At 62.3% G+C, this 16127-nt stretch carries 14 protein-coding genes; 4 read left to right on the top strand and 10 right to left on the bottom strand.

Annotated features, from left to right (window positions below):
* Positions 1–34: 34 nt before the first annotated feature.
* Complete coding sequence (locus JQ575_RS10435) at positions 35–880, bottom strand: enoyl-CoA hydratase-related protein (protein WP_212033118.1); 846 nt, start codon at positions 878–880, stop codon at positions 35–37.
* A gap of 277 nt (positions 881–1157) precedes the next feature.
* Here JQ575_RS10435 and JQ575_RS10430 point away from each other — a divergent pair, with 277 nt between their 5' ends.
* Positions 1158–2861: an NAD(P)/FAD-dependent oxidoreductase gene (locus JQ575_RS10430; RefSeq protein WP_212033117.1), complete on the top strand. Its 1704-nt coding sequence runs from the start codon at positions 1158–1160 to the stop codon at positions 2859–2861.
* Here JQ575_RS10430 and JQ575_RS10425 read toward each other — a convergent pair.
* From JQ575_RS10425 to JQ575_RS10400, 6 genes are all read right to left on the bottom strand, one after another.
* Positions 2839–4176, bottom strand: a complete 1338-nt coding sequence (locus JQ575_RS10425) for a cytochrome P450 (RefSeq protein WP_212033116.1) — start codon at positions 4174–4176, stop codon at positions 2839–2841. The genes JQ575_RS10430 and JQ575_RS10425 overlap by 23 nt on opposite strands.
* A 62-nt stretch (positions 4177–4238) precedes the next feature.
* Positions 4239–4976, bottom strand: a complete 738-nt coding sequence (locus tag JQ575_RS10420; RefSeq protein ID WP_212033115.1) for an ABC transporter ATP-binding protein — start codon at positions 4974–4976, stop codon at positions 4239–4241.
* Positions 4966–5712 carry an ABC transporter ATP-binding protein gene (locus tag JQ575_RS10415; protein WP_212033114.1) on the bottom strand — a complete coding sequence of 249 codons (747 nt, stop codon included), beginning with the start codon at positions 5710–5712 and terminating at the stop codon, positions 4966–4968. Before JQ575_RS10415 ends, JQ575_RS10420 begins: the two co-directional genes overlap by 11 nt.
* Positions 5709–6668, bottom strand: a complete 960-nt coding sequence (locus tag JQ575_RS10410; RefSeq protein WP_212033113.1) for a branched-chain amino acid ABC transporter permease — start codon at positions 6666–6668, stop codon at positions 5709–5711. The genes JQ575_RS10415 and JQ575_RS10410 overlap by 4 nt, the downstream gene beginning before the upstream one ends.
* Positions 6665–7546 carry a branched-chain amino acid ABC transporter permease gene (locus JQ575_RS10405; RefSeq protein WP_212033112.1) on the bottom strand — a complete coding sequence of 294 codons (882 nt, stop codon included), beginning with the start codon at positions 7544–7546 and terminating at the stop codon, positions 6665–6667. Before JQ575_RS10405 ends, JQ575_RS10410 begins: the two co-directional genes overlap by 4 nt.
* A gap of 235 nt (positions 7547–7781) precedes the next feature.
* Positions 7782–9038: an amino acid ABC transporter substrate-binding protein gene (locus tag JQ575_RS10400; RefSeq protein ID WP_212033111.1), complete on the bottom strand. Its 1257-nt coding sequence runs from the start codon at positions 9036–9038 to the stop codon at positions 7782–7784.
* 557 nt (positions 9039–9595) lie between these two features.
* Between JQ575_RS10400 and JQ575_RS10395 the strand changes: the two genes are divergently transcribed.
* Both JQ575_RS10395 and JQ575_RS10390 read left to right on the top strand, forming a co-directional pair.
* The gene (locus tag JQ575_RS10395; RefSeq protein WP_212033110.1) at positions 9596–10765 is read left to right on the top strand and encodes a Gfo/Idh/MocA family protein; all 1170 of its coding nucleotides are present in this window, start codon (positions 9596–9598) and stop codon (positions 10763–10765) included.
* 50 nt (positions 10766–10815) lie between these two features.
* Complete coding sequence (locus JQ575_RS10390) at positions 10816–11277, top strand: hypothetical protein (RefSeq protein WP_212033109.1); 462 nt, start codon at positions 10816–10818, stop codon at positions 11275–11277.
* A 30-nt stretch (positions 11278–11307) separates the two neighbouring features.
* On the opposite strand, the gene JQ575_RS10385 is transcribed toward JQ575_RS10390, so the two are convergent.
* Both JQ575_RS10385 and JQ575_RS10380 read right to left on the bottom strand, forming a co-directional pair.
* Complete coding sequence (locus JQ575_RS10385; RefSeq protein WP_212033108.1) at positions 11308–12618, bottom strand: ABC transporter substrate-binding protein; 1311 nt, start codon at positions 12616–12618, stop codon at positions 11308–11310.
* Positions 12619–12836: 218 nt separating this feature from the next.
* Positions 12837–13484 (bottom strand): sigma-70 family RNA polymerase sigma factor, encoded by a 648-nt coding sequence (locus JQ575_RS10380; RefSeq protein ID WP_312015926.1) that lies wholly within the window; start codon positions 13482–13484, stop codon positions 12837–12839.
* A 391-nt stretch (positions 13485–13875) separates the two neighbouring features.
* Here JQ575_RS10380 and JQ575_RS10375 point away from each other — a divergent pair, with 391 nt between their 5' ends.
* On the top strand, positions 13876–14814 hold the full coding sequence (locus JQ575_RS10375) for a catalase family peroxidase (protein WP_312015919.1): 939 nt from the start codon (positions 13876–13878) through the stop codon (positions 14812–14814).
* 26 nt (positions 14815–14840) lie between these two features.
* On the opposite strand, the gene JQ575_RS10370 is transcribed toward JQ575_RS10375, so the two are convergent.
* Entirely contained in the window at positions 14841–15761 is a 921-nt protein-coding gene (locus tag JQ575_RS10370; RefSeq protein WP_212033106.1) for a helix-turn-helix domain-containing protein, read from the bottom strand.
* Positions 15762–16127: the final 366 nt, after the last annotated feature.

The following is a 16127-nucleotide window of genomic DNA, read 5'->3' as shown; positions in this document are numbered from 1 at the left end:
GTTGTCTGGATTTGATGTCACACGATCGCGGCTTCTATTTCCACCAGGGATATTGGCTCGGCATATCCTGCGATACTTTCCCGGGAAAATCCGGCGCTCGCTTTTCGAGAAACGCCTTGACGCCTTCGCGGACGTCGGCGTGGCCGCCGCGCTCGATCGACATCGGCTTGTCGATGTCGAGCAGGTCGAAGGGGGCGGGGGCGCCGGAGAAGCGCCATAACATCTGCCGCGTCAATGCGACCGAGACGGCTGAAGTCCCTTCGGTCATCTCGCGGGCGATTTCCTTGGCGCGCGCCAGCAATTCTGCGGGATCGACCACTTCACTGACGAGGCCGCCTTGCCGCGCTTCATCCGCGTCGAACATCCTGCCCGACAGGCACCAGCGCAGCGCCTGCGGCAGGCCGACCAGCTTTGGCAGGAACCAGGCGCTGCCGGCTTCCGGGACGAGGCCGCGGCGCGCAAAGATGAATCCGATTTTCGCGCCCCTGGCCGCGATCCTGATATCCATCGGCAACGTCATCGTGATGCCGACACCCACCGCCGGTCCGTTGATGACAGCGATCGAGGGCTTTCGGCAATTGAAGATCGCCTCGACAAACCGGCCGCCGCCCGGGTTCGGGCTGGCAAACACACCGGCGCCGTGGCTGCCGGAAGTGTCAAAACTCGCCGCACCGCCCGACACGTCGGCGCCGGCGCAGAAGGCGCGGCCGGCGCCCGTGACGATGATGGCGCGAACATCGTCGTCGGTGTCGGCGCGTTCAAAGGCATCGGCGATTTCGGCGCCCATCTGGCCGGTATAGGCGTTCAGCTTTTCCGGACGGTTGAGGGTGACGATCATCAAGGGACCGTCGAGGTCGCATGTGATGTGCTGGTAGCTCATGGGCCCCCTCGACTGTTCCCGCCTGACGCAACCATCCCAGATGCATTTTGGTTGTGCAATCAGGGTTCGTGCATGGGTGGAAGATGATTGCAGGGCGAAACTGCAGGGCACGGGAAAATGCAGCAAGCGCGAAACGGTTCGATTTCAAACAATGTTTCACGGCGAAATCCCGCGGCGCAACACCGGCATCCTGACGCAAGTGCGTTGCCGCGGATTATTGCTATAGTGACGGACAAAAGCGCCGTCGTTGCCAAGAACAACAAAGACCGGGTGGAAAATGACCGAAGGGACCAAGGCTCCCAGTGACAACGCTCCCCGCGACAAGTCGCATTACGAAGTGATCGTGATTGGCGCCGGCGTGGCCGGCATCTATCAGATCAAGCGTCTGGCCGACCTCGGGGTCGATGCCACGGTGCTGGACGGCTCCCCCGACCTCGGCGGGACCTGGTACCGGAACCGCTATCCGGGCGCACGCTTCGACTCGGAGAGCTACACCTATGGTTATTCCTTCTCGCGGGAATTGCTCGACGAGTGGCACTGGGAGGAACGTTTCTCGGGTCAGCCCGAGAACCTGCGCTACCTCAACCATGTCACCGACAAATTCGATTTGCGCAAATACATGCAGTTCAACGCCAAGGTGGAGGCTGCGCAGTTCGACGAGGCGCAGCACATCTGGCGGCTCAGGATCGACGATGGCCGCGAGCTGACCTGCCGGTTCGTCATTCTGGCGATCGGCCTGCTCTCGACGCCGACCTTGCCGCGGCTGGAGGGCGTGGAATCCTTCAAGGGCCGCTCGTTCCACACCTTCTATTGGCCGCACGAGCTGCTCGAGATGGCGGGCAAGAAGGTCGCGATCATCGGCACCGGCGCCACTGCCATTCAGATCATCGGCGAGATCGCCGACAAGGTCGGCGAATTGACCGTGTTCCAGCGGCGGCCGAACTGGGCGGCGCCGCTCAACAACGGACCGATCTCGAACGAGGAGATGGCCGCCATCCGCGCGCGCTATGACGACATCTTCGCGGCCTGCGCCCGCAGCCCCGGCGGCTTCGAGCATGAGCCCGACCGGCGCGGCTTCTACGAGGTGACTCGCGAGGAGCGGCTGGCGCTGTGGGACAAGCTCTACGACGAGCCGGGATTCGGGATCTGGCTCAGCAATTTCCGCGAGATCTTTACCGACGAAGTGGCGAACGCCGAGTTCTCCGCCTACATCGCCGACCGCATCCGCCGGCGCGTCAACGATCCTGTCATCGCGGAGAAATTGATTCCGAAGGATCACGGCTTTGGCGTGCAGCGCGTGCCGCTGGAGACGAATTATTTCGAGGCTTATAACCGCGACAACGTACATCTCGTCGATATCAGCGAGACGCCGCTTCTACGCGTGACCGAAACCGGCCTGCGCACGTCGGCGCGCGATTATGATTTCGACATCATCATCTATTCCACCGGCTTCGACGCCATCACCGGCGCGTACGACCAGATCGACATCACCGGCATCAATGGCGAGAAACTATACGACAAATGGAAGGACGGTCCGTCGACCTTCCTCGGCATGCTCGTTCACGGTTTTCCAAACCTGTTGATGCCGACCGGTCCGCAAAGCGGCTCGGCTTCGACCAATTTTCCGCGCGGCATCGAGACCGGCGTCAACTGGTGCATGGGCTTGCTCGAGCACATCCGGGATCGCGGCTACACCAGCGCCGATCCAACTTTGGCGGCGCAGGAGCGCTGGAGCGCGCATGTGAAAAAAATGTACGCCATCATGCTGATGCGAAACGCCAAGTCGTGGTTCACCGGCTACAATTCCAATGTTCCGGGCCATGAGCACGGCAAGTACCGCTATTTCGTCTACAACGGCGGCACGCCGAAATACGTCGCCGCCATCAACGATGCCGTCGCCAAGGGCTATGAAGACATCGTGTTTGCGTCGGGCGCGCAGCCCTCGGTGCGGCCAGCGATCAGATCGAGCGCTGCGGAGTAAACCGCACCGGCAGTTTGCGGATGGCATGAACAAAGTTGTTCGGTGCCATTTCGATGCCGCCGGCGTATTCGATATCCGGCAGGCGGCTCAGCAGCTGGCGATAGACTTCCTCGAGCTGCAGCTGCGCCACGCGCTTGCCAATGCAGACATGCGGGCCGAAGCCGAAGGCGATGTTCTTCGAGGCATTGGCGCGGCGGATGTCGAGCCTGTCGGGGTCCGGGAATATCGCGGGGTCGCGGTTGGCGGCGCCGTAATACATGATGACCTTCTCGCCGGCCGCGATCTTCTGTGCCCCGATCTCGGTATCTTCGGTTGCCGTGCGGCGCATATAGATCACCGGGCTGATCATGCGGATCAGCTCATCGACGGCGTTGGGCAGCAGCGAAAGATCATTCATCAGCGCGCGCTTCTGGTCCGGGAATTCGGTGAGCAACTTCATCGAGCCGGAAATCGAATTGCGCGTGGTGTCGTTGCCGGCGAACACGATCAGCAGCCACGAGCCGTCGAGATATTCGTCGCGCAGCAATTCGCCGTCGATGGTGGCGCGCGCGATCGCGCTCATCAGATCGGGCTTTGGATCGGCGCGGCGCTTCTGCAGCATGTGCTGGCCATAGGCGAACATTTCCGAAACGTTTTCGTTGAACGAGTTGACGAACGCCATGAACTCAGGCGTCGGCTGCGGGTTCTTGCGTTGCTGCGCCGAAACATGGCCGGCCACTTCGAGATAGTGCATCCAGTCGAGGAATTTCGGCCGGTCGGATTCGGGCACGCCGAGGATTTCGCACAGCGTGAACAGCGGCAGCCGCGACGACAGCGTCTCGACCAGGTCGCATTCGCCAAGGCCGGCCATGTCGTCGATCAGCCGCGTGGTCTCGATAGCCACTTTCTCCCGGATGCCCGTGAGATAGCCAGGTGTGAAATAGGGCATGTGCTCCTTGCGGAGCTGCAGGTGCCAGGGCGCATCCATGTTGATCATGGCGTCGACGGAAGCGCGGAACAGCAACGGATGCCGCGTTTCGGGCGGGCCATAGGCCATCAGGATGCCGCCCTTCTGCGACGAGAAGGTTTTGGGATCGCCATCGACGCGCATCACGTCGTTATATTGGGTCAGTGCCCAGAAGCCGGGGCCGTTACTGCCCTCACGCTGCCACGCCACCGGCGCATCGGCGCGAAGCTGCGCATAGATGTCGAATGGCTGACCCTGCAGGAACAATTCGACGTTGGACAGCGCGTCCGGCTCGACTTCGGGCCAGGCTCTGGGAAATACGGGTCCGGCGGGCAGGCCCAAGGGGAAGTCTTCGCTCAGGAGACGCATCGGCTTAATTCTCCGGTCAGGTCGCCGACTCTACAAGGACGCGTGCGCGCCGTCTTGCGCCATCAGGCTATGCCGCCGAGATAGAGCCGCTTGACGATGTCGTTACCCTTCAATTCGTCGACGGAACGGGCCGCGACGACGATCTCGCCGTGGACGATGATGTAGCCGCGGTTGGCGATGCGGATCGCCTGGTTGAAGTTCTGCTCGGCCATCAGCACAGTGAGGCCGAGGCGCTGATTGAGATCGCCGATCTTGGTGATGGTTTGCGAAACCAATAGCGGCGACAGTCCGACCGACGGCTCGTCGACCAATAGCAGGCGCGGCGAGGACATCAGCGCCCGCGCGATCGCGAGCATCTGCTGCTGGCCGCCGGACATGGTGCCGGCGAGCTGCTTCTGCAGGTCCTTCAGCACCGGAAAGGTTTCGAAGGCCTGCGCCAGATTCCTGTCGATGTCGCGCCGGGCCGCCTTGCGGAAGGCGCCGAGCATCAGGTTTTCGAGCACCGTCAGTTTGGGAAACAGCCGCCGTCCCTCCGGCACCATCGCGACGCCGAGATCGACGATGGCTTCGGGCGACAATTTGGTCAGGTCATGCGCGGTGCCGTCGATCGTCAGTTGCATGGTTCCGCGCTGCGGCCGCACCAGTCCGGCGACGCACTTCATCAGCGTGCTCTTGCCGTTGCCGTTGGTGCCGAGCAGGGCGACGGTTTCGCCGGCCTGGACATCGAGCGAGACGCCGCGCAGCGCCTTGACGGCGCCGTAACCGGCATCGAGGCCAGAGATCGCGAGGCTAAGTGCCAAGATAGGCCTCCTGCACCCGCTGGTTGGCCATGACTTCGGTCGGCGCGCCGATCGCGATGATCTTGCCGGCGTCGAGGCACATCACGCGCTGCGAAAAACGCATCACCGCCTGCATGATGTGCTCAATCATGATGACGGTGATGTCCTGGTCCGCAAGGCTCATCAGGAGATCGAGCACCTCGTCGACTTCCGAAGAGGAAAGCCCGGCCATCGCCTCGTCTGATATCAGCAGCTTCGGCCGCGTCGCCATCGCGCGGGCGAGTTCCATCTTGCGCAGTTCGACCTGGCTCAGCGTGGTGGCGGATGCATTGGCCTTTGACGCGAGACCCATGCCGGCAAGGATCGACATCGCGGTCTCGTGCCGGTGCGCAGCCGAGACGAGCGGATCCGTGGCCACCGCGAAATCAAGCGCCACCATCAGGTTCTCGACCACCGTCATGCTTTTGAACGGCCGCGGGATCTGGAAGCTGCGGGCGATGCCGCGGCGGGTACGGACATGCGCCGGCAGTTGCGTGATGTCCTCGCCGCGGAACACCACAGTGCGGGCCTCGGTGCGGAACGCGCCGGAGATGCAGTTGATCAGCGTCGTCTTGCCCGAGCCGTTCGGGCCGATCAGGCCGAACCGCTCGCCGGGGCGGATGTCGACGCTGACATTGTCGAGCGCGGTGAAGCCGCCGAAGCGCTTTGTAAGCCCTGATATCTGCAGCAGGGGTGCGCTGGTGCCTGGGGGCGTCATTGCTTGCCCTCCTTGCGCTTGTCGCGAACCCGGCGCAGCAGGCCGATCAAGCCCTCCGGTGCGGCCACCACGAACAGCACCAGCATGACGCCGAGCACCAGCACGTTCACTTCCGAGGAGATGGTCACGGTCAGCAATTGCTGCGTGGTGCCCAGCAGGATGGCGCCGACGATCGGGCCGGCCCAATGCGCGGTGCCGCCGATCAGCGACATCGCCAGCGTCGAGACCGAATAGTTGAGGTTGAACGCGGAGGAGGGATCTGCATATTGCAGGTACATCGCGGCGGGCGCGCCGGCCGCGCACATCAGCGCGCCGGAGACGACGCAGGCCAGCACTTTCAGCCGCAGGGTCGGCACACCCGTGCATTCCGCGGCGAGTTCGTCGTCCCGCAGCGCCTGCAGGCCGCGGCCGATCCACGAATTCTGGATGTAGCGCGAGACCACAACCGCCAGCACCACGAGCACCGCCTGGACAAAGAACAGCATCTGGACATAGCCCGAGAACGGCCACGTCACCGGCGGGCGCTGCAATTGAATGCCGGCCGCGCCGCCGACATAGCGCCAGTTGGTGATCGAGGTCTCGATCACGATCGTCAGCGCGATCGTCGCTATCGAGAAGAAGATGCCCTGCATGCGCAGGGTCAACAGGCCCAGCGCAAAGCCCATCAGCGCGCCGACGGCCGCGGCGGCGGCGATCTGCACGAGGAGCGGCGCGCCGGCCACCTTGAACAGAAATACCGCCGTGTAGACACCCATGCCGAAAAACGCGCTGGTGCCGAAATTCACATAGCCGGCATGGCCGCCGAGGATGCTCCAGGCCACCGCGAGCACGATGAACTGCAGGATCACATAGCCGGCGAAGAAGGGGTACTCGTTGGTGATGAGCTTTGTCATCAGCGCAATGGCGATCAGAAAGACCGCCGCGCCGATCCAGAAAAAGATGCCGTTGCGCTTCATGATCGCCTGCCGAACAGGCCCTGCGGCCGCACGGCGAGAACGCCGAGCAGCATCGCAAAGGAAATGGCCGGCGCCCAGGAGGCGCCGAACAGGGTCAGCACGATCGATTCGGCGACGCCGAGGATGATGGCGGCGACCAGCGTGCCGGTCATGCTGCCGAGCCCGGCCATGACGACGACGCAGAATGTCCGCCCGATATAGGCGCGGTCGAGCGTCGGATCGACGGGGGCTACGATGATCAGCAAGGCGCCGGCAATTCCGAGCACGGCGGTAGCGATGCCGAACGCCCATTGCTTGATCCGGATCGGGTTGGCGCCCATCAGCCGCAGCGCCTCCTGGTCCTGAGCGACCGCGCGGATCGCGCGTCCCATGAAGGTCTTCGACAGATAGAGCGCCAGCAGGGTGGTCAGCAAAGTGGCGACGGCGAACGCGACCACCAGCCGGTAGGGAATCCGCATATCGCCGATCCGCCAGGCTTTGCCGATATAGGTCGCGGTGACCGAGCGCTGGTCGACGCCGAATTGCAGGATGATCAGGACTTCGATGATGAAGGCGATGCCGAAGAAGAACGCGATGCCGCGCACGCCGGCGTCGCTGCCGCGTTTTTCGAAGGTCTCGTAGTACAGGCGGTAGGCGGCGAGACCGAATACGAACAGGAACGGGGTGATCAGCAGTCCCGCCAGCAGCGGATCGATTCCATAAAACTCGTTGAGCACATAGACGGCGTAGGATGCGAGCACCAGAAAGGCCGGATGCGCGACGTGGGGAACGTCGAGCAGGCCGAACGCGACTGAAAGCCCTAGGCTAACCGCCGCGTAGAAACAGCCGAGCAGCACCCCGAGCACTACTGCATCGAGCAGCAGTTCAAATGAAAACACGTAAGGTCCCCCTTGACCCGCTCCTGAGCCGCCGCCTTCCCGGTTCGCGCACGCGCTGCCTTTCCCACCAAAATTGCTCGGGGCGCTGGTGCGCCGACCGGGTCAGCGCACCATGGTCCGGAGATCATAGCGTTTTCCAGCGAAGTGGATGCCGGTTCGCGTCAGAAAACGCGTCAAAATAAGGAATCTAGAGTCCCGTTTCGATTCAATCGAAACGGGACTCTAGCCGCGACGGCTATTTCCGGGCAGCCTCGAACGGGCTGATGAGATCGCCGGATTTCATTTTTGCCGGGAACAGGATCACCTGGGTGCCGGGCTTGCGGAACTGATCCATATTCTTGTCCACGACGCCACGGAACTGCGCCTGCAGCGTTGCGGATTCCTTGCGCTCGCCGTCTGCGGCGAACGCGATCGGACCGACGATGGTCTTGTGCTCGTTCTCGCGCAGATATTTTGCGAGCGCCTTCTGGTCGAGCGATCCCACTGCCTTGATCGCCTGCTCGATCATCTGGCCGCTGGCGTAGCCGAACGGCGCCAGATAGTAGCCGAGCGGATCAACCTTGGCTTCGATGGCGCGCTTGGTATAGGTCTCGAAGAACGCCTTGGTCCCCTCGTTCTGCATGCTCGGTTCGGGCAGCCAGGTGTTGTAGTTGACGACGCCATTGAGCAGCGAACCAAGGTTTTCCATCACGGCGCCGAACTGCAGTCCGACCATGCCGCCGCCGAAGATCTTGACGTTGTTGCCGATTCCGATTTCGTTCACGGCGCGCAAAATTCCGGCCGAGTCCGGCGGATAGGACGCGACATAGACGATGTCGGGCTTGGCAGCCTTGAGCGCACGCAGGATCGAGGAGAATTCCACTGTGTTCGGCGGATAGGCCTGGTCGAACACGATCTGCATGTTCATCTTCTTGGCGACGTCGCGTGCGGTCAGCGCCAGGTTCTGCGCGAATTCCTGGTCGGCCGCGAGCAGCGCGATGGTCTTGCCTCCGGCCTTTTGGCCGAGCTCGAGGAAGGACGCCGCCCAGCTGTCAGCCGGTCCCCATGGCGCATTGTTGAACCACATGTCGTGGCCGACCTTGCTGTTCACCTGGAACGAGAAGTTGCCCATCAGCAACATGCCGCGCTGCTTGACCAGCGGCATCAGCGGCGCGGTGGGCACGGTCGCGTAGGGCGCGAACAGGATATCGACCTTGTCGACGTCCAGGAGCTTGGAATAGATCGCCGGCGTTTCCGAAGCGCTCGACTTGTCGTCATAAACGACGAGCTCGACCTTGCGGCCGAGCAGGCCACCCCTGGCGTTGACGTCGTCGCGCCAGATCTCGATGCCGAGCTGCGAGGCCTTGCCGCCGCCCGCCAGACCGCCGGTCTGCGCCATCGACATGCCGATCTTGATCGGGGGCTGCTGGGCTGTCGCGGCTGAGGTGAGCCCAAAAGTTAGGCCAAGCACGGCGGCGCTGATCGTAGCGCCGAGAAGCGTCCTGCGTTTCATTGATCCTCCCAAGATCTCGTTTTGTCTGGTTCTTGTTGCCTTGTCCGCGCTCTATGGCGCATTTGCTGCAAGGTTAGAACTAAAGCCCGCCCGGCCACAAGCCACAATGGAACGTCGATGTATTCTTTGGCACCCTACGTTCGGGGGATCATCCGAAGTGACGCCGCCCCGCGGACCGTCGGATGTGCTGGCCCGCCGCCGGCGCAGATAGGGGAGATCACCCATTCCCGGCCCCGGGGCGGCGGTCTGGGCGACTTGCCAGCAATGTTATTTCGCCAAGCGCCTTTGCCTCGCTCGGCCGAGCGGCTTTCCGCACCGGCGGCCGGCCATCGGGGCGAAATCCAACCTGAAGTTGAGGAAGCTGTCCAAGGGCAAGAGCGACGCCCGGCGCGGCGCGCACATCGCGATCTTCCGCCGCTATTGGGCGCAAAAAAGAAAGCTGCTACACGACAACCATCGCGAGCCAAAGTCACGGCGTCACGGCTCATTCCGCAGCAGCCACGTTGCCCGTCACGGGAGCAGGGCCCGGTCTTGATCGACCACTGGAGGTATCCACCATGGTAAAGATCAGGGTCGGTCTGGCCGGCTGCGGCTTTGTGTCGGAACTGCACATGTATGCCTACCGGCGCGTCTACGGCCTCAACGTTGAGGTCAGGGCCGTTGCGGCGAGGGGCGATCATGTTCTCGAATTTGCGCGCCGGCACCAGATCCCGAACGCGTATCGCAGCTTTGGTGATTTGATCGCCGATGGCGAGCTTGACGTCATCGACATCTGCACGCCGCCCAATCTGCACGCCTCGATGATCGTCGAGGCGATGCAGGCCGGCAAGCATGTAATCTGCGAGAAGCCGTTCGCGGGCTATTTCGGGCGGGACGGCGACAAGGCGCCGATCGGCAAGCACGTGTCCAAGGCGCTGATGTACCGGCGCATACTGGAAGAGATGGAAAGCACGCGCGCGGCGATCGAGAAGACCGGCAAGCTGTTCATGTATGCGGAAGACTGGATCTACGCGCCGGCGGTCACCAAGACCGTGGAGATTCTCCGCGCCACAGGGGATAAGATCCTATTCATGAAGGGCGAGGAGAGCCACAGCGGCTCGCATGCGGCGCATGCCGCGCAATGGGCGATGACCGGAGGCGGTTCGTTGATCCGGATGGGGTGCCACCCGCTTTCGGCGGTGCTCTATCTCAAGCAGATCGAGGCCAAGGCACGGGGTGAGACGATCAGCGTCGCCAGCGTCACTTGCGACGTCGGCAATGTCGCGGCGTGCCTGCGGCCGGACGAGCGCGGCGTCATCAAGTCCAATCCGGTCGACGTCGAAGACTGGGGTACGCTCACCACGACCTTCTCCGACGGCACCAAGGCGACGATATTTTCCGGCGACATGATCGCGGGCGGCGTGCGCAATTTGATCGAAACCTATACCAGCGGCGGCGCGCTGTTCGCCAACATCACGCCGAACACGCACATGATGAGCTACCAGACATCAGAGGAAAAACTCGCGAGCGTCTACATCACCGAAAAGGTCGATCGCAAGACCGGCTGGCAATATGTCTGCCTCGAGGAAGAATGGACGCGCGGCTACTTGCAGGAAATCCAGGATTTCATGGAATGCGTCGCGACGGGGAGGCAGCCACTCTCGGATCTCGCGCTGGCCTTTGAGACGATCAAGGTCAACTACGCCGGCTATTGGGCCGCCGAAGAGGGCCGGAGAGTGACGCTGTGAGTTGATGATCTCCCACGCCCCCGCTTCCTGCGGGCTGCCTGGAGGTTCCGATGACGAAGCTGACGAGGCTGCTTGTCCTGGCTAGCTCTTGGATGTGGGGCGCGGGCGCTGCATATGCATGTTCCTGCGATCCCGTCTCTCCCGAAGCCGGCTTTGACCGCGCCCAATATGTGTTTGCCGGCAAGGTCGTCCGCGCGGACCAGCACGCCTGGCTCATCGAGGTCGAGCGGGCGTGGAAAGGCGGTGAACGGCTCGCTCGCACCATCAAATTAATGGACGTCTACGCAACGCTGGACTGCGAGTTCTTCTTTCAACCTGGGCAGCGCTATGTTTTTTTCGCGATCCTGGCGAAGGGTGGTCGAGAGGTGTTTTATCACCCGCAAGCCTGCAACTGGACGAGACCCCTGCAGTCGACGCGCGTTCCCGTCGAGGGCAATCAATCGCTATGGCTCGAGGATTTCATCGCTCGCGAGCACGGCCCGGGCGAGCAACCCCGCGCCGAGCGTCCCTGATTGCGCAGACGAAGCCCCCTATGAAATACGCTACGCCGCGTAGACCGACGATTTCGGCAGCGGGAACACCGGGTCCTGCGTCCTGATATTGGTCGGCCAAGCCACCGAGATATGCTCGCCGGCATTCTGCATCACGACCGGGGTCGAGCGCTCGTTCTGGCCGGCCATCGGTGTACCCGGCGGAAAGAATTTGACGCCATAGCCCTGGATCGTGCCGCCCGGCGGGATGTCGACGTCGAGCGCTGCCTTGCGAATGGCATCGGGATTGAAGCCGCCGTATTTGTCCTTGGCGACGGGCAGCACGCTGTTGAGCAGGATCCAGGTCTGGTTGAAGCCCATCGAGCAGTGCGGCGGTACGTCGGTCGCGTTGGTCTTCTCCTTGTAACGTGTGACCATTGTCTTGGTGAGATCGCCGATGCCGGGCGCCAGCTTGGTCGCATCGAGCAATTGCGCCGGCACCGGATCGATGTTGCAGAAATTGTCGATGTCGGCGCCGAAGGCGGCGCGCAGCTTGTCGAGCTGGCTGTAGCCCGCGCCGTTGCCGAACAGCATCTTGAACTTGAGGCCGCTCTCGCGCGCCTGGCGCAGGAACAGCGTGATATCGGGGTTGTATCCCGCGTGCGAGATCACGTCGGGCCTGGCACGCTTGAGCTTGGTCACTAGCACCGAGAGGTCGGGCGCGGATGCCGAATAACCCTCGCGGAGCACGATCTGAAGGCCGGCCTCCTTGGAATAGGCCTCGTCGGCGGCGGCGACCCCGACGCCATAGGGGCCATCCTCGTGGATCAGCGCGACCTTGACGTCCTTCGGCTCCATCCCGAGTTTTGCTTTCGCGTGTTCGGCGATGAAGCCGGCGAAGGCCTGGCCGTACTGATCGGAATGAATCTGGGCGCGGAAGACGTATTGCAGGTTCTTGTCCTTGAACACGGCGGTCGAAACCGCGGTCGTGATCCAGAGGATCTTTTTCTGCTGCTCGACCTTGGCTGCGAGCGGCACCGCGTGCGAACTCGCATAGACGCCGTTGATGATGTCGATCTTCTCCTGGTCGATCAGGCGTACGGCCTCGTTGATCGCGATCTCGGGCTTGCTCTGGGAATCGGCGGCGACAGCGGCGACCTTGTACTTGCCGCCGATGCCACCCTTCTCGTTGACGAGATCGATCGCGATCTGCGCGCCGATAGAGGAGGCGACCGAGCCGCCCGCCGCAAACGGGCCGGTCAAGTCGTAGATCAGGCCGATGCGCACCGTTTCGGCTTGCGCCTGGGCACGTGTCCAATCGAAGCTGAATGCCGCGGCCGCAGCCGCAGAAGTCCTCAGCAGTGTTCTGCGTGAAGTGGGCATCGTGTCCTCCCATCGATTTTTCTTTATTATGGCCGAGTATTTTGACAATGCGCTGGAATGTCAACGGCTTTGCCGGGCAGCTGATCGCGATAGCAGCGTTCCCGGCCGCAATTGCTGCATCGCCGCGTCATGTTCACCGCTTGAACCTGCCTCCCTTGACGTGTCGCAAGGGGGCGGCCGGGGAAGGCCCATCAATTGCCGATAGCTGTGCCCGCACTTCAGATGCAAGCCGCGAGATGACTTTGCTTTCCCCGCCTTGTTGATGTTGGGACCTCGAAACCGGCATTCACGAGCATGCTCGCAAGTTGCTTGCGCGCGTAAAACATCCGGCTCTTCACGGTGGCAAGAGGAATATCGAGCATTTCGCTCACTTCAGAGGGCGAGTTCTCGCGCTCGTAGACCATGTCGATGATTTCGCGATGGGCTGGAGACAGCTTGGCAATGCATGCGCGCAAAATGCCGTTGGTTTCCTTTCGATCGAGCGCGATATCCGGCGTGTCACCGGCATCTGCGATTCCGTGCACATCATCCTGATCGATGCTCTCGTGAATGCGCTCTCGCAGCGAGTTGATGGCCTTGAAACGGGCGATCGAGAGCAACCATGTGGAAACCCGCGCGCGATATTCGAACCTGTTAGCGGAGCGCCAGACATCGAGGAATACCTGGCTGACGAGATCCTCTGCAATGCCCGGATTGCGGACCGTCCGCTGGATGAAGTGAAGCACTCTGGCGCGGTGACGGGCGAACATGATGTGCATCGCGGTCTTGTCGCCCTCCGCAACGCTCTTGAGAAGCATCTCGTCGGAGATGCTTTCCTCCGCCTCCGTCGCAGGGCAGGTGGCATAGGCCAGCTTGCCATCGTTGATCGCATCGGACTGCCCGGCCAAGCACTTACGGTTCTTGCCGATGAAGTCAGGCAGGATCGCGGCCGGTGAAGTCGGCAGGGAGCCGCGCGAAAGGATTTTATCTCGACGCCGATCCGGCAATGAAACAGGCTTCTCCGCTGCTTGCCGCCACTCGCTTACCTGCATCATCCGCTCCATTTTCTTGACGCGATGGCGCTGAGGATGCGTCGCATGGAGTCGTTTGCGCTACCCTACGAGGGGTGCGTGCTTCTAGTCCCCTGGTCGAGGGTGAATGAGCCTGTGCAGTGGGGATGGGGCGCAGGATCGGACAATACATGGTCGCTTTAGGAAAGACGCCCGATTTGCACAGCGCCTAAAATACGCTCCGAGTGCTCAAACCCAAGGTCCCGCCGTGGTCCAGTTCCCAGCCGGCGCGGCCACACCCGCGTCCATCGTCGACGCCCTGAACGCGCTAGCCGGTCAGCCACCACGGGTACGCTCAAGGGGACGCGCGAGCTTTGCCGAGGGCCGATGCGTTCGCGGCACCTATATTCCGTCGGACCGGGCGGCGGAAATAACGAGATCGCAAAGCTTCACAAAGCCATCACGCGTGCTGGCGCGCTTCTCGGTGAGCGGCGGCGATTCCAAAGTAGCGGATACCGACGGCGGCGTGCTGCGCGGCTTCAGCTTCAGGCTCGGCGGCGAAGATCATCGCTCGGACATGCTCCTGCAAAGCGCTCCGGTGCACTTTGCAAGGACGCTCGACCAGATGCTGGCTTACCTCAAGGCGCGCATGCCGGGACCAAGCGGCAAGCCGAACATGAAGAAAGTCAAGGCATTCTCCGCCGCCAATCCCGAAACGCTGCATCAGGCCAACTACATCGCCGCGCTTCCGCTGCCCGGGAGCTTTGCCGGCACGACCTATTGGGGCGTGCACGCCTTTCCCGCGACGAGTTCGAAAGGCGAGACGCGGTTTATCAAGTTCAAGGTCGCGCCAGTCGGCGGAGACGTCACGCTGACCGGGGATCAGGCGAGGGCGAAGTCTGCCGATTTCCTTTACGACGACCTCAAGAACCGGATCGCCAAAGGTGATGTCCGGCTCAACGTGATGGCGCTGCTCGACCGCCCCGACGATCCCGTCATGGACGTAACCATCCGATGGCCGGATGAGGATGCCCGCGAAACGGTGTGGCTGGGCACGATCGTCATCACCGGTGTTGAAGCGGACGAGGCGTGCGACGCCTCCATCTTCAATCCGGCAACTCTCGCCGAAGGCATCGCTCATCCGCCCGACGAGATCTTTGCGGCGCGCCGCGCCGCCTACGTCATCTCACTGGGGAGGCGTCGCTGATCCGCTACGCCCGGCATTGGCCTGGATCAATTCTCGCTTTCCGGGGCATTTTGCGCTTCGCGGCGCCACGCTCCCGGGCTGACGCCGACCGCGGCCGAAAACACCCGCGTAAAGTGACTCTGATTGGCAAACCCGGCCGATATCGCAATCTCGGACAGCGACAGGTCGGGGACGGTCATCAACTGCTTGGCCGCCTTCACCCGTTGGCGAAGCAGCCATTGGTGCGGCGGCAGGCCGGTGGAGCTGCGAAAAGCCCGTGAGAAATGGCTGACCGACAGATCAAACTCGGCCGCGATTTGTTGCAACGAAATCTTCCCGCCAAGATCGGACTCGATCCTTTCGCAGGCGCGCCTCATTTGCCACGGCGCCAGACCGCCGCGGGTCGGTTTGGCGTCGGGACGCAGTCCGCCATACGCCTGCGCGACGTGTGCGGTGAGGGCGAGCATCATGTGGTCGACGAAAAGCTGATTGGCCTCGCCCGGCCGGCGCAAGCCTTCCTGCAGCGAGGCGCCGATGTGACGGACGATCGCGTCATCATGGGCGACACCAAGATCACAGGCGAGCTCACCGACGCGGTGTTCGGTGAGGCTGTCGAGCGCGGAGCGCGGCAGGTAGAAAAACAGGGAGTGGAACGGCTTGTCGATCACATAGCGGGGATCGCGCTTGAGATCGTACAGATATGTCGTCCCCGCCGGGACATCCGCCTTCATCACGCACTTGCCATTCTCCCAGAGTTCGCAGTCCGGGAAATCGTGAAGTTTCAGGCTGACGAGAAAAGCATCCTCAAGTGCGAACGAACCGGAAAGACCCGGCACCGGGTTGTCATTTCGGGTTTCAGTGAATGCGAGCTGCACACCGCGCAGTGACCGCGTCATCAGCGACGGCGGCGCATCCTTCAAATGCAGGATTTGCCCGAGCTTTTGCCCGAAGGCGCCCGTCTGTATCATCTGGTTCGGTCTCATGCGCGGAATTGGACCAGGCAGGTCATCATCGTATCGCGAGGTCGCGCCGGATTATCTGATATCAGCGAGCGACCGTCTAGGCTTGCTCGCAAAACGCGAAGCTGTTGTGACATCAACCGGATCAATCGCGGGAAGACGATTTCCGGAGCAAATTCAATGATTTTCCCACGGCTCAGCCGGTCACGCGTCCGCGGCGTCTCAGCCATTAGTATCACGATTGCGCGCTTGGAGCAGGTTCCGACAAAGGACGGCAGCTTTAGGAAAGACGCCGTACTTGTACGGAGTTTAGAACACGCCCCGAACGACCGACTCACAAGTTGAACGACCGCGTCAGGCAACGGGGCAGTAGCG

Source organism: Bradyrhizobium sp. JYMT SZCCT0428, assembly GCF_018131075.1.
Lineage (GTDB): Bacteria > Pseudomonadota > Alphaproteobacteria > Rhizobiales > Xanthobacteraceae > Bradyrhizobium.
This window is presented reverse-complemented; position numbering and strand designations above follow the sequence as displayed.

Coding starts and splice junctions, on each gene's coding strand:
- JQ575_RS10385 (WP_212033108.1), bottom strand. CDS start 12,618: ATGCCCACTTCACGCAGAACACTGCTGAGGACTTCTGCGGCTGCGGCC.
- JQ575_RS10395 (WP_212033110.1), top strand. CDS start 9,596: ATGGTAAAGATCAGGGTCGGTCTGGCCGGCTGCGGCTTTGTGTCGGAA.
- JQ575_RS10415 (WP_212033114.1), bottom strand. CDS start 5,712: ATGACGCCCCCAGGCACCAGCGCACCCCTGCTGCAGATATCAGGGCTT.
- JQ575_RS10430 (WP_212033117.1), top strand. CDS start 1,158: ATGACCGAAGGGACCAAGGCTCCCAGTGACAACGCTCCCCGCGACAAG.
- JQ575_RS10425 (WP_212033116.1), bottom strand. CDS start 4,176: ATGCGTCTCCTGAGCGAAGACTTCCCCTTGGGCCTGCCCGCCGGACCC.
- JQ575_RS10370 (WP_212033106.1), bottom strand. CDS start 15,761: ATGATACAGACGGGCGCCTTCGGGCAAAAGCTCGGGCAAATCCTGCAT.
- JQ575_RS10435 (WP_212033118.1), bottom strand. CDS start 880: ATGAGCTACCAGCACATCACATGCGACCTCGACGGTCCCTTGATGATC.
- JQ575_RS10400 (WP_212033111.1), bottom strand. CDS start 9,038: ATGAAACGCAGGACGCTTCTCGGCGCTACGATCAGCGCCGCCGTGCTT.
- JQ575_RS10410 (WP_212033113.1), bottom strand. CDS start 6,668: ATGAAGCGCAACGGCATCTTTTTCTGGATCGGCGCGGCGGTCTTTCTG.
- JQ575_RS10390 (WP_212033109.1), top strand. CDS start 10,816: ATGACGAAGCTGACGAGGCTGCTTGTCCTGGCTAGCTCTTGGATGTGG.